Origin of the sequence: Thiobacillus sp. (assembly GCA_024235835.1) — a bacterium.
Classification (GTDB): domain Bacteria; phylum Pseudomonadota; class Gammaproteobacteria; order Burkholderiales; family Thiobacillaceae; genus PFJX01.
The window spans coordinates 43,966-56,952 of the sequence record JACKLQ010000001.1 but is presented as its reverse complement, the minus strand read 5'-3'; the positions used below and the strand labels follow the sequence as shown (position 1 = coordinate 56,952).

15 protein-coding genes are annotated in these 12,987 nt (G+C 65.6%); 8 read left to right on the top strand and 7 right to left on the bottom strand.

The window, feature by feature from the left end; all coding sequences use genetic code 11:
- Positions 1 to 30 precede the first annotated feature (30 nt).
- The 5 genes from H6935_00320 to H6935_00300 are packed head-to-tail and all read right to left on the bottom strand — an operon-like array spanning position 31 to position 4,546.
- Positions 31 to 468, bottom strand: a complete 438-nt coding sequence (locus tag H6935_00320; protein MCP5276793.1) for a CBS domain-containing protein — start codon at positions 466 to 468, stop codon at positions 31 to 33.
- Positions 469 to 501: 33 nt separating this feature from the next.
- The gene (locus H6935_00315) at positions 502 to 1,053 is read right to left on the bottom strand and encodes a DJ-1/PfpI family protein (protein MCP5276792.1); all 552 of its coding nucleotides are present in this window, start codon (positions 1,051 to 1,053) and stop codon (positions 502 to 504) included.
- A gap of 10 nt (positions 1,054 to 1,063) precedes the next feature.
- Positions 1,064 to 2,263, bottom strand: coding sequence for an FAD-dependent oxidoreductase (locus H6935_00310; protein MCP5276791.1), 1,200 nt, complete (start codon positions 2,261 to 2,263; stop codon positions 1,064 to 1,066).
- A 9-nt stretch (positions 2,264 to 2,272) separates the two neighbouring features.
- A complete protein-coding gene (locus H6935_00305) occupies positions 2,273 to 4,114 on the bottom strand; it encodes a hypothetical protein (GenBank protein ID MCP5276790.1) in 1,842 nt (613 codons plus the stop codon).
- Positions 4,115 to 4,138: 24 nt separating this feature from the next.
- The gene (locus tag H6935_00300) at positions 4,139 to 4,546 is read right to left on the bottom strand and encodes an RNA-binding S4 domain-containing protein (protein ID MCP5276789.1); all 408 of its coding nucleotides are present in this window, start codon (positions 4,544 to 4,546) and stop codon (positions 4,139 to 4,141) included.
- Positions 4,547 to 4,671: 125 nt separating this feature from the next.
- Here H6935_00300 and H6935_00295 point away from each other — a divergent pair, with 125 nt between their 5' ends.
- The 8 genes from H6935_00295 (at position 4,672) to H6935_00260 (ending at position 10,778) form a co-directional block, all read left to right on the top strand.
- Complete coding sequence (locus tag H6935_00295) at positions 4,672 to 5,196, top strand: hypothetical protein (GenBank protein MCP5276788.1); 525 nt, start codon at positions 4,672 to 4,674, stop codon at positions 5,194 to 5,196.
- Positions 5,197 to 5,284: 88 nt separating this feature from the next.
- Complete coding sequence (locus H6935_00290; GenBank protein MCP5276787.1) at positions 5,285 to 5,863, top strand: endonuclease; 579 nt, start codon at positions 5,285 to 5,287, stop codon at positions 5,861 to 5,863.
- 58 nt (positions 5,864 to 5,921) lie between these two features.
- On the top strand, positions 5,922 to 6,716 hold the full coding sequence (locus tag H6935_00285) for a dienelactone hydrolase family protein (GenBank protein MCP5276786.1): 795 nt from the start codon (positions 5,922 to 5,924) through the stop codon (positions 6,714 to 6,716).
- Positions 6,717 to 6,764: 48 nt separating this feature from the next.
- On the top strand, positions 6,765 to 7,301 hold the full coding sequence (locus H6935_00280) for a glycine cleavage system protein R (protein ID MCP5276785.1): 537 nt from the start codon (positions 6,765 to 6,767) through the stop codon (positions 7,299 to 7,301).
- A gap of 94 nt (positions 7,302 to 7,395) precedes the next feature.
- Positions 7,396 to 9,165: an SLC13 family permease gene (locus H6935_00275; protein MCP5276784.1), complete on the top strand. Its 1,770-nt coding sequence runs from the start codon at positions 7,396 to 7,398 to the stop codon at positions 9,163 to 9,165.
- Positions 9,166 to 9,207: 42 nt separating this feature from the next.
- Positions 9,208 to 9,810, top strand: coding sequence for a TetR/AcrR family transcriptional regulator (locus H6935_00270; GenBank protein ID MCP5276783.1), 603 nt, complete (start codon positions 9,208 to 9,210; stop codon positions 9,808 to 9,810).
- Positions 9,811 to 9,916: 106 nt separating this feature from the next.
- Positions 9,917 to 10,144 carry a sulfurtransferase TusA family protein gene (locus H6935_00265; GenBank protein MCP5276782.1) on the top strand — a complete coding sequence of 76 codons (228 nt, stop codon included), beginning with the start codon at positions 9,917 to 9,919 and terminating at the stop codon, positions 10,142 to 10,144.
- A gap of 49 nt (positions 10,145 to 10,193) precedes the next feature.
- Positions 10,194 to 10,778, top strand: coding sequence for a DsrE/DsrF/DrsH-like family protein (locus H6935_00260; protein ID MCP5276781.1), 585 nt, complete (start codon positions 10,194 to 10,196; stop codon positions 10,776 to 10,778).
- 83 nt (positions 10,779 to 10,861) lie between these two features.
- Here the strand turns inward: H6935_00260 and H6935_00255 are convergent, their stop codons facing one another.
- Positions 10,862 to 11,344 carry a 3'-5' exonuclease domain-containing protein 2 gene (locus tag H6935_00255; GenBank protein ID MCP5276780.1) on the bottom strand — a complete coding sequence of 161 codons (483 nt, stop codon included), beginning with the start codon at positions 11,342 to 11,344 and terminating at the stop codon, positions 10,862 to 10,864.
- A 113-nt stretch (positions 11,345 to 11,457) separates the two neighbouring features.
- A complete protein-coding gene (gene dbpA / locus H6935_00250; GenBank protein MCP5276779.1) occupies positions 11,458 to 12,984 on the bottom strand; it encodes an ATP-dependent RNA helicase DbpA in 1,527 nt (508 codons plus the stop codon).
- Positions 12,985 to 12,987: the final 3 nt, after the last annotated feature.

The window sequence follows — 12,987 nt, the reverse complement described above, 5'->3', positions numbered from 1 at the left end:
TGGGGGCGCCCTTGCCAGTGCCTGGGAGGATCACTCCGGCCAGTGCTTGATGTAGCGCTTGAGCAGGGAGTTCTGGAAGTTGGCGTCCTTGAGGCAGGCCTTGGCCACGTCGTGGAAGGAGATGACGCCCGTGAGCCGGTCCTGGTCCATGACGATGAGATGGCTGATGCGGTGCTTGGTCATCACGTCCCGGGCATAGTCCACGGTGTCGTCGGAGGCGGCGACGATGGGCTCCTTCTCCATCAGGTCGGACACCTTCACGCCTTCCACCCTGCAGTCCCTGGTCTGCATGCCCCGCAGGATATCCCGCTCCGTGATGAAGCCAACCATGGTCTCGCCCCGCATCACCACCAGGGAGCCGATGTCGTGGGCCACCAGTTGGGCCACCGCGTCGGCCACGGGGGCGTCCGGGGCGATGCCCAGGGTCTGGAGGTCGCCTTTGATGGTGAGCACGTCGCGAATGTACATCTCGTTCTCCTGATGGTTGTTGTCGTCTTGACGTTAAGGGCGCACCAGCCCGGCTTCCACCTGGTCCCGCTTGCCTCGCCCGGCCAGCAGTTCCACCAGGGTGAGGGCGAAATCCATGGCGGTGCCGGGGCCCCGGGAAGTGACCACCTTGCCGTCCACCACGACCGGGTCCGCCAGGTAGGTGGCCCCCGGCGGCTTGAGCTTGTCGATGAACCCCGGATAGCTGGTGGCGCGGCGGTTGTCCAGCAGGCCCGCCTGGGCCAGGGCGATGGGCGCGGCGCAGATGGCGGTGGTGTACTTGCCCGCCGCGGCCATGCGTTTCAGGAGGGCCTGGATGCGGCTGTCATTTTTCAGGTTCTCGGCCCCGGGCATGCCCCCTGGCAGGGCGATCATGTCGAAGTCCCGTTCCAGCACGTCGTCCAGCTGTGCGTCGGGCTGCACCCGCATGCCCCGGGCGCCCTGCACCAGGCCCGGCGCCAGGCTCGCGGTGATGACTTCGATGTCCGCCCGACGCAGGATGTCGACAATGGAGGTGGCCTCCAGGTCCTCGAAACCCGGGGCCAGGGGAACCAGTACGCTGGGCATGATGATCTCCTTATGCCTTGAGCAGTCTGTCCGTCTCCAGGGCGGCGCGTTCCGCGCAATCGCCGATGGACAGTCCGTTCAGGTAGTTGCCCACCAGGGCCAGGGGCTCCCGCGCCAGCAGGGCATCCACCTCAGCGGCCCGGCGGGGGTGCTCCACCCACGGCGCCGGCAGGCGGTTTACGGTTTCGGCCACGTGGACGAAGGCGGCCCTGGGCACTCCCAGCACGGTGGCGGCCCGCTCGATCTTTTCTTCCCGGTTCAGGCGACCGGGGCGGAAATGGAAGGTGAATCCCCGCAAGCTGGCATGGGGCACCGGGTCCCGGGTCACCACGGACCAGAAATCATCATCGTCACCGATGAGGCCCGCGACCTTGTCTATCCGGGTGGCCTCGGCGGCCAGCACCACCCCCAGGGCCTCGCTGCTGGACATGGGGAAGCTTTGCAGTATGCGGGACACCTCGGGATAGGCCTCGTCCAGCAGCGCGGCGGCGGTATCCACGGGCACGGCCAGTATCAGCTGGCGGCAGGCCAGTTCACCGTCCGCCGTCCGCAGGCGGAACCCCTGGAGGTCCCGAGAGATGCCTTGCACCAAGACGTTGGCGCGCAGCTGGAATGGGGCATCCTTGGCGATGGCTTCCAGCAGGCCCTGGAGGCCGCCTGCGAAGGTGAACTTGCGCGGTGCCTCCTTCATGCGGGGCTTGCGCCGGAACAGCCATTCGGCGGGAAAACTGTCGGCCGGCTGGGACAGGACGGCGGCAAAGGCAGGAGCCAGCAGGCGGCGGTAGTTGCGCTTGCCCAGCAGGCCGCCGAACCATTCCGCCACCGTGCGCCCGGCCTTGGAGCCACCCAGACCCCGGCCCAGGCCCAGGGGCAGGCGCAGAGCCGCTTCCAGGAAACTCAGGCGCCTGATGGGGGACTGGAGGTGCCCATCCGGCAGGAAGAAGCTGTAGCCGAGCTTTTCCCGCTGCAGCAGTTCCCCCAGGCGGCCCCGGTCCGCCAGGGCCTCCAGCAGGGGGCCATAGGAGTTGTAGGCGGTGTGGGCGCCAAGTTCCAGCCAGAAATCCTCATGGGGCCGCCAGGAGTGGATGCAGCCACCCACCCGCTGGGCCGCTTCCAGCACCAGGACCTGGCGCCCTGCCCTGGCCATGCGGGCCGCAGCCACCAGACCACTGGCGCCCGCGCCGACAACGATGCAATCAAAGGTATCCATAGGCAGAAATTAACCGTCCTGGGGTGATGGTGGCAATGAGGATGCCAAGGCCTGCTTGAGGGCTTCCAGATCATAGGGCTGCATCAGGCAATCCCGAAAGCCCGCCTGGAGGCACTGGGCCCGCTCTTCCGCATTGCTGGCCAGGGCGATGAGGGGAGGTGGCGACGCGCCCCACCCCCGGGTGGATGGCGCCCTGCCGTCCAGCCCCGGCTGGTGGATGTCCACCAGCACGGCTGCGTAGCTCCCCTGGTCCAGGCGCCGGACCGCGTCCGGCTTGGACGATGCGGCCACCATGTTCCAGCCCGCCTTGCGCAGCAGGCTTTGCAGCAACCTGCCCGTCAGCACGTTGGCGGTCACCAGCAACACTTGGTCGGGAGCTTGGACAGCAACCCGCTCAGGCAACTGGAAACGCAGCTTGAGGTGAAAGCGGCTGCCCACCCCCAGCGTGGACTCTGCCCAGATACGTCCGCCCATGAGATCCGCCATGCGGCTGCACAGGGCCAGTCCCAGGCCGATACCGCCGTGCCGCCGCGTAATGCTGCCGTCGGCCTGATGGAAGGGCTGGAACAAGTTGGCCAGGGTACCGCCGGCCATGCCCATGCCCGTGTCTTCCACCACGAGGTGAAGGCAGGCCCCATCATCGCCGCAATGGTTCCGGTCCAGCCGGACGGTGATGCCGCCCGCGTCGGTGAACTTGATGGCGTTGTCCAACAGATGCAACAGTATCTGGCGCAGGCGCAGGGGATCCAGCAGGGCACGATGGGCCGGCGCCTGGCCGCCATGGGCCACCTCCAGGGACAGGGCAAGACCCTTTGCCGAAGCGGCAGCCTGGCGCGCCGCCAGCGCGTCTCCCACCACGTCCACGGGACTCACTTCCTGGACCAGCAACTGCATGCGCCCCGTCTCGATGCTGGAGTAGTCCAGGAGATTGCCGATCACTTCCATGAGGCGCTGGGCGGAGCGCTTCACCGTATCCAGGTAGTCCCGCTGTTCCGCATCCAGGTCCGATTCCAGGGCCAGCTCGGTCATGCCCAGAATGCCGTTCATGGGCGTGCGGATTTCATGGCTCATGTTGGCCAGGAATTCGCTCTTGGCCCGATTGGCGGATTCGGCCACCTGTTTGGCTTCCTTGAGGTCCTGCTCCACCCGGGCACGCTGCATGATCTCGGATTGCAGGCGGCGGTTGGTCTCCTCCATTTCCCCGTGGGCTCTGGCAAGGGCCTGGTAGGCCAGGTCCCGGGCATGGGTCTGGCGCAGGGCCTGGTGCAGGTGGTCGTTCATGATGCGGGCGCTGCGGATCAGGACGATGAGAAACAACAGGCTGGCGATGCTCAGGCCCTTGTAAAGACCTTCAGGCAGCAAGGCCGTGACCAGGGCCACGGGCAGCAGGATCAGGGAAGCATAGACCAGGTACACGGGTAGGCGAGCTGACTGGACCGGCACGGCCCCCGCCGCCACGCCGATGAAGATCAGGCAGGCGAAGGTCTGGCTGCCCAGGTCCGCCCCCGGGAGCATCAGGGGCGAAGCGGTGGCCCAACCCAGGCCGGTCAGCCAGGTTCCCGCCGTGAATGCGCGTCGCCAGACCGCGGCGGCGGATGCATCCTCGTCCTCTCGCCAGAACATGCGGTCCGCCAGGAACCGTATGAAGAGCACCGCCAGCATGTAGCCAAACCACCAGACGGAAGCCCCGTGATCGAAAAACACCACGGCCAGCAGGGCAGAAAGGCCCAGCACGGACCCGAAGGCCAGGGGCATGTTCTGGTGCAGGATGCGGTCCTGCTCCCTGTTGAGGATGCCTTCGAGCTCCCGCTCCCCCTCAACGGGCAACAGTGCGGTGGAGAGGTGGCTCATGGTGGCCAGACCGATGCTTCGCGCTCAGAGGGATTCATTGAAACGGTGCAGCAGGCGCCGGTCCCGCTTGGTGGGGCGGCCGCGGATCTGGCCGCCGGGCTCCGCCAGCCTCTTCCGCTCTTCCATGGCCCGCTCTCGCTTTTCCCGGCTTTGGACATCCTCCTCGTAGAGTTGCCGCGCAACGGGAGCAGGGCCCCGCTGCAGGGTAAGGCCCCGCACCGTTACCACCCATTCCTGAACATCGATACGAATTTCGAGGCGATCCCCGGGGCGCAGTTCCCGGCTGCACTTGCATCGTTCCCCGTTGAGTCGCACCTTGCCCCCTTCCACGGCCTGCTGCGCCAGGGCGCGTGTCTTGAAGAAACGGGCGGCCCACAACCACTTGTCCACGCGTACGCCGCTGGCGGCGTTCTGATCCTGGCTTACTCTCATGGTCGGATCATAGCGCCATTCAAACTTTTACCGGTTTCCCTACTCATACGGACACTCCGGACGGACTCCAGCAATGCTGCAGCCCTGGAGCACCCTGAATTGCCCATCCATCTTGGGAGAAGACCATGATGCATTTCCTGATAACACTGCTGCTGATTTCTTCCTTTTCAGCCTTCGCCAGCGGTCCGCCACCAGAACAGCCCCTGGGCCGGCTCAAACTGGAGGTGCCGCTCAGCATACCGCCCGGCGCAGCCACCTTGCGCCTGCAACAGGGGCGAGTTACTGCCTTCAACGCCGTGCAGGAGCAGGATCCGTTCTGCATCTTCGAACTGGATACCGTCAGCGAAGGCGCCCAACCCGTGGCACCGGCGGAATTCTCCATCACCCGCATCGACCGCAGCATCGAGACTTTTGCCGGCATGCCCGTCCTTACGATGCGCGTAGCCTTGGGACAGGGTGACAGCAGCCCTTCCCATATCTACTACAAGACCACTTACCGCCTGGCATCAAACCCCCAGGGAGCCAGGTCGCTGGCCTGCATGAGCAACCAGTACGTTCCGGGTATCGCCATCATGCGACACCTGTCCCTGGGGGAAATCCGCGACGCTTTGGGCGGTTATTTCACGCTGGACCTGGGTGGCAAACATTAATTCCCGGCCCTGGCTGCATGTCCACGAAACCCTGCTGGGGGCCCTCGGCCCCCAGCACTGGTGGCCTGGGGATTCGCCCTTCGAGGTCATGGTGGGGGCCGTGCTCACCCAGAACACGGCTTGGGTCAACGTGGAGCGCGCCATCACCAACCTGAAGTCTGCCAATGCCCTTTCCTGCCCGACCATCCTGGCCATGGATGACCTTGCACTGGCCGAAATCATCCGCCCTGCCGGTTTTTTCAACGTCAAGGCCAGGCGTCTTCTTGCCCTGTGCGGCTTTCTGAGGGATGAAGGCGTCGCCGATGCGCCCGAGCGCCTGGGAGGCACTGCTCCCCTGCCCGCCCTGCGCCAGAAGCTCCTGGCCGTCCACGGTGTGGGAGAAGAAACGGCGGATTCCATCCTGCTGTATGCCATAAAGCTGCCCAGTTTCGTGGTGGATGCATACACACGCCGAATCTTCAAGCGCCTGGGTCTGCTGGCGGGAGACGAGGCCTATGGCCGCATCCAGGCGGAATTCCAGCGCCATCTGCCCCGGGACCTGCAGCTATACAACGAATACCACGCCCTCATCGTGGCCTTGGGCAAGGAGTGGTGTCGTCCCAAACCACGATGCGGGCTGTGCCCCCTGGCGGGTTTTTGCACGTATGCTACCGCCACGAAAAACTGAGCCCACTTCCGCAGGCATGCGTCCATTGCGGCAATGGGTGCCTGAAGAGGAGTTCATCATGAAGCAACTACTTGTAACCCTGATCACCTTCCTGCTCGCTTCCGCAGCCCAGGCCGCCGTCCAGGGCAAGGAAGTCACCTACACCGCGGACGGCGTCACCATGAAGGGCTACTTGGCCTGGGACGATGCCGTGCAGGGCAAGCGTCCCGGCGTGCTGGTGGTGCACGAGTGGTGGGGCCACAACGACTACGCCCGCAAGCGGGCCCGCATGCTGGCGGAACTGGGCTATACCGCCCTGGCCGTGGACATGTATGGGGAAGGCAAGACCGCCAGCCATCCCAAGGAGGCAGGGGCCTTTGCCGGTGAGGTGCGCAAGAATGCCGCCGGCGCCAAGGCCCGTTTCCTGGCCGCTGAGGCCCTCCTGAAGCATGAACCCGGCGTGGACGGCGATCGTATCGGCGCCCTGGGTTACTGCTTCGGCGGCAGCGTGGTGCTGGAGATGGCGCGCCAGGGCGTGGACCTGAAGGCCGTGGCCAGCTACCACGGCGGCCTCGCCCCCCAGACCCCGGCCCAGCCCGGCGTGGTGAAGGCCCGGGTGGCCTCCTTCACCGGCGCGGCGGACCCCATGATCCCCGATGCCCAGGTGGAATCCTTCAAGCGGGAGATGACCCAGGCCGGCGTGGACTTCACCACCGTGGTCTACCCGGGCGTGAAACATAGTTTCACCAACCCGGACGCGGATGAATACGCCAGGAAGTTCAACATGCCCGTGGGTTATGACGCGGCTGCGGATGAGGACTCCTGGACCAAGACCCGCATCCTTCTGCGGGAAACCCTGGGCACGGCGAAATAGCCCGGTGGCTTACAATGCCGGTTTTGCCCCAACCGAACTGAACGCCAAATGAGCACTATCGACTATCTGGCCATCACCGCCTCCGGCGAAGACCAGGTGGGGCTGGTGGAACGATTCACCAGCCGCATCCTGGACGCAGGCTGCAACATCGAGGAATCCCGCATGGCGGTGCTGGGCGGACAGTTCGCCATCCTCATGCTGGTGTCCGGGCCCTGGCATGCCCTCACCAAGCTGGAGGACAAGGCCACCGCCATGGGCGAGGAACTGGGCCTCACCATCATCAGCAAGCGCACCCGCCGCCAGGAACGGGCCAAGCCCCTGGTGCCCTACCGGGTCAACGTGGTGGCCATGGACCACCCGGGCATCGTGCACAAGCTGGCGGAGTTCTTCTCCCGCCAGGGCATCAACATCGAGGAACTGGCCACCGAGACCTATCCGGCCCCCCATACCGGCACCCCCATGTTCTCGGTGAACATCACCATCGGCGTGCCCGCCGACATGCACCTGCCCACCCTGCGGGGCGACTTCTTCGACTACTGCGACAACCTGAACCTGGACGCGGTGATGGAGCCGGCCCGGGGCTGAATTCCGGCGCTTTCCACCTCACAGGGGAAGCCGGCCTGGCGACTCACCCTTATTGGCGGATAGATATGGCAGCACATCCTGGGAAGTTAAACGCATGACCCCGGAGGCCTGGCTGACAGCTGCGGTTGTACTGTTGTGCATTGGTTTGTTGGCAACCAACAGGCATCCTCCCGACGTGGTGATGCTGGCAGGATTGACCCTGCTGCTGCTGGCCGGAGTGATCACCCCCGCTGAAGCCCTGGGTGGCCTGGCAAATGAAGGCATGGTCACCGTGGCGGTACTTTACGTGGTGGTCTCCGGCCTGGAGGACACCGGCGCCACGGGCTGGTTTTCCCAGCGTCTGTTGGGCCGGCCCCGTAGCCTGGCGGATGCCCAGGTGCGGCTCATGGCGCCGGTGGCGGGCCTGAGCGCCTTCCTCAACAACACCCCGGTGGTAGCCATGTTCATCCCGGCGGTGCAGGACTGGGCCCGGCGCAACAACCTGTCCGTTTCACACCTCATGCTGCCCCTGTCCTACGCGGCCATAGCCGGCGGCACCTGCACCCTCATCGGCACCAGCACCAACCTGGTGGTGAATGGGCTGCTCAAGAACCACACCCAGGCAACCGGCCTGGGCATGTTCGACCTGGCCTGGGTGGGCGTACCCGTCCTGTTGCTGACACTGGCCTTCACCGCCCTGCTGGGCCGGCGCCTGTTGCCGGAACGGCGTTCCATGCTCAGCCAGTTGGCCGACGCCCGCCAGTACACCCTGGAAATGCTGGTGGAACCCGGCAGCCCCCTGGACGGCCGCGGCATCGAGGACGCGGGCCTGCGTCAACTGCCCGGCATGTTCCTGGTGGAAGTGAACCGGGACGGACTGCTGTTGCCGGCGGTGTCTCCCAAGACCCTGCTGCGAGGGGGAGACCGGCTGCTGTTCGCCGGGGCGGTGGAATCGGTGGCGGACCTGAACAAGATTCGCGGCCTGAAGCCGGCCACGGACCAGGTTTTCAAGCTGGACTCGCCCCGGCACCAGCGCTGCCTGGTGGAGGCCGTGGTTTCTGAGAGCTTTCCGTTGCTGGGCCGCAGCATCCGCGAGGGGCGCTTCCGCACCCTCTACCAGGCGGCCATCATCGCCGTGTCCCGCAACGGCCAACGCATGGCAGGCAGAATCGGTGACATCGTGCCCCGGCCGGGGGACAGCCTGCTCCTGGAAGCCAATCCCGCCTTCGTGGAGCGCTGGCGCCACGCCCGTGATTTCCTCCTGGTGAGCCGCCTGGACAATTCCACCCCGCCCCGCCACGAAAGGGCCGGCATGGCCCTGGGCATCATGGTCCTCATGGTGGTGCTGGTTACCGTTGGCTGGTTGTCCATGCTGGAATCCGCCATGCTGGCCGCGGGCCTGATGCTGCTGGTCCGCTGCACCAGTGCCTCGGTGGCGCGCCGCTCGGTGGATTGGCAGGTGCTGCTGGTCATCGCCGCCGCCTTCGGCCTGGGCACCGCCCTGCAGAAAAGCGGCGCCGCGGCGGCTCTGGCTGGCTGGTTCCTGGGGCTGGCGGGCGACAACCCCTATGCTGCCCTGGCCCTGGTCTATCTGGCGACCGCCGTCTTCACCAACCTCATCACCAACAACGCCGCCGCCGTGCTCATGTTCCCCATCGCCCTGGCCACCGCCGAACGGCTGGACGTGAACATCATGCCCTTCGCCGTGGCCATCATGATGGCCGCCTCGGCCAGCTTCGCCACCCCCATCGGCTACCAGACAAATCTCATGGTGCAGGGCCCCGGGGGCTACACCTTCGCCGACTACCTGCGCATGGGCCTGCCCCTGACCCTGCTGGCCGGAATCGTGACCGTGGTGATCACGCCTTTGGTTTGGGGATTTTGAAGACCTCTTGACTTGACCGACCGGTCTATTATGATGAAGCCCATGAGCACCGACACCGACACCCGCAGTCGCATCCTGGCCACCGCCCGGGACATGTTCCATGGCCGCAGCTATGCGGACGTTGGAATCCAGGAGATCTGCGAGGGTGCCAGGGTGCAGAAGGGCAGTTTTTACCACTTCTTCCCATCCAAGCGGGATCTGGCCCTGGCGGTCATCGACGACATGGCCGACGACTGGGCCCATGGCTTCGTGGCCGAGGCATTCGACCTGGCCCTGCCGCCAGTGGAACGTCTGGATTACATGATCGACGCCGCCTACTACTGGCAGAAGGCTTCTTCTGACCTGGAAGGCCGCATGCCAGGCTGCCTGTTTGGCAACCTGGCCCTGGAGATGAGCACACGGGACGACGTAATGCGGGCCCGGCTCAACGCCGTGTTCGACAAAGCCCGGGACAGGTTCCGCGCCACCCTGGACGAAGCCGTTGCCACGGGCGCCGTGGCCGCCATGAACACCGAGGCCACTGCCTCTGCAATGTTGGCCTATCTGGAAGGCATCATCCTGCTGGCCAAGACACGCAACGACCCGGAAGTCATCTTGCTGTTGGGGCCCGCCATCAAGACACTGCGCATCGAATCGAGCCACTGATATGCGCAACCTGCCCCCTGCCCACCCGGGCTTTTTTTTGACCCGTCAATTGACCGACCGGTCTATTTTTGCGGCGCTGCCGCACCCACCTGAAAGGAGAAACACCATGGAATCCGAGCAAACCCTGGACGCCCGCGGCCTCAACTGCCCGCTGCCCATCCTGCGCACCAAGAAGACCCTGAATGCCATGTCTTCCGGCAACACCCTGAAGGTGGTGGCGACGGACCCGGGCTCCCTCAAGGACATGGCCGCCTTCTGTACCCAGACGGGGAATACCCTGCTGTCTTCGGCCCAGGCCGGCAGCGACTACGAGTTCTACATCCGCAAGGCCTGAGGAGAACGCCATGAACGTCGCCAAACTGCAAACCGTGAACAATCAATCCATGCCCACCGACCTGGCCAGCCTGGAGGCCTGGTTCGACCAGCGCCTGGACGAAAAGCTGGTGGAAAAGGAAGCCAGCAAGGTGCCTTCCCTGGCCATCATCGCCACCAAGGGTACCCTGGACATGGCCTACCCACCCTTCATCCTGGCCTCCACCGCCGCTGCCCTGGGCTGGGAATCCTCCATCTTTTTCACCTTCTACGGCCTGGAACTGCTGAAGAAGGACCTGCACCTGAAGGTCTCTCCCATGGGCAACCCGGCCATGCCCATGAAGATGCCCTTCGGCCCGGACTGGCTTAAGCGCATCAACATGCCCATCCCCAACCTGGTGGCCGGCAATCTGCCGGGCTTCGAGGACTTCGCCACGGCCATGATGGAACAGACCGTCAAGTCCAAGGGCGTGGCCAGCATCAAGGAACTGCGCGACCTCTGTATCGAGGCGGAAGTGAAGATGGTGGCATGTCAGATGACCGTGGACCTGTTCAACTACCGCCAGGACGAGTTCATCCCCGAGATCGCGGATTGGATCGGCGCCACCAGCTACCTGGGCGAAGCCCGGAAAGCGGACGTCTGCCTGTTCGTATGAGCCCTCCCTCCCATTCCTGGAGGGGAGATTAACGGGTGGGCGGAGGCAAATTCCGCCGCGCCTGTCTCAGTGCAATGGGTAGATCACACCAGTCCGTGGGCGTGGAAATGCAGATAAAGCTCCCGGCAGGCCCAGGCATCCGTGGCAGCGTAATTGATCTGGGCCGCCGACAAATGCGGTGCCGCCCAGTTGGACGTGCGCGTGCCCTTGGGAATGCGGAAACCCAGGAACAGGCCGGCCAGGTTGCGCAGCCCCGTCTGGCCCATGCCGTGGCGCCTGGCGATGGCGCCCAGATCCCGCACGGCGGCGGCCTCGAAGGGAAACAGCAGCTTGAGCTGGCGCAGATCGTGGGCCGGGGCCACGCCCGCCTTGACGATGCCCGGCGCGGCCAGAAGCTCGGCCAGGGCGTCGGCGCAATCCACCTGCCGCAACTGGAACAGGTAGACCGCCCGGGCCGTGGCCATCTGCACCAGGCAAGGCAGGTGGCTTTCGCCCTTGCGGAAGGCCGGCCGGGTCTCGGTGTCGAAGCCCACCACCCGTTCCTGGCGGAGGTCGTCCAGGGCCATGGACAGGGCCTCCGGCGTGGCCACCAGGTGAACCTGGCCTTCGTATCGCCGGATGGAAAGTTCAGCCAGGTCCTCCCGGGAAATGGTTTCCGCGTGTTCGCCGGGCAATCCGCTCAAGGTTTGGGCCGCCGCTTGATGGCCGCATTGGCGCGGGAAGGCCGGGCCGGTTCATCCTCGCCGGGAATGCCCAGGATGCGGACTTTCACCGCCCTGCCCTTCAGCTTGCCCGCCTCCAGCCGGCGCACGGCTTCAGATGCGATCTGGCGGGCCACCGCCACGTAGGTATTGAACTCGCCCACGCTGATCTTGCCCACCTGGTCGGCCTTGAAACCCGCCTCGCCGGTGAGGGCGCCCAGCACGTCGCCGGGACGGATCTTGTCCTTGCGCCCGCCCAGGATCTGCATGGTGGCCATGGGCGGCAGCAGGGGTTTGGGGCTGGGTTTGTCACCACTCGGCGCCAGTTCGGCGATGGAATGCCATTCCACCCCGGTGCCCAGCTCCTTGGCGATGTTGTCCACCCGGCGCATCTGGTTGGGGCTGGCCAGGCTCAGGGCCCAGCCGTCCTGGTCGGCGCGGCCGGTGCGGCCGATGCGGTGGATGTAGACCTCCGGGTCCGGCGTCACGTCCACGTTGATGACGGCTTCCAACTGGGCGATGTCCAGGCCCCGGGCCGCCACGTCGGTGGCCACCAGCACGGAACAACTGCGGTTGGCGAACTGGATCAGCACCTGGTCCCGTTCCCGCTGTTCCAGCTCGCCGTGCAAGGCCAGAGCATGGAAGCCCTTGGCGCGTAGCACCTTGAGCAGGTCGCGGCATTGCTGGCGGGTATTGCAGAAGGCCAGGGTGCTGACCGGGCGGTAGTGGTTGAGCAGCATCGCCACGGCCTCCAGGCGCTGCCCGTTCTCCACCTCGTAGAAGCGCTGGCGGATCTTGTCGGCCTCGTGGCGCTCCGTCAGCTTCACTTCCTTGGGGTGGCGCAGGAACTGGTGCGCCAGCCGTTCGATGCCCTGGGGGTAGGTGGCGGAGAACAACAGGGTCTGGCGCTTCCTGGGACACTGCCTGGCCACGTACACCATATCGTCATAGAAACCCATGTCCAGCATGCGGTCGGCCTCGTCGAACACCAGGGTGTTGAGGGCGTCCAGGTTCAGGCTGCCCCGCTGCAGGTGGTCCATGATGCGGCCCGGTGTGCCCACGACGATGTGGGCGCCATGCTCCAGGCTGGCCATCTGGGGGCGCATGGTGCTGCCGCCCACCAGGGAAAGGATCTTGATGTTGTCCTCGGCCCGGGCCAGGCGGCGGATTTCCTGGGTGACCTGGTCGGCCAGTTCCCGGGTGGGGCACAGCACCAGGGCCTGCACGGCGAAACGGCGCGGGTTCAGATTGGCCAGCAGGGTCAGGGCGAAGGCCGCCGTCTTGCCGCTGCCGGTCTTGGCCTGGGCGATCAGGTCCTGGCCCGCCAGGGTGAGGGGCAGGCTGGCCGCCTGGATGGGCGTCATGGTCAGGTAGCCAAGCCGGCGCAGGTTCTCCAGCACGGCGGGCGCCAGGGGCAAGCGGTCAAAGGACGGTGTTGCCTCAGGAACCGGTGTCTCTGCAGACGGGGTCCGGGCGGCGGGAGCGGGTGTGGAGCGGTTGGGCATGCC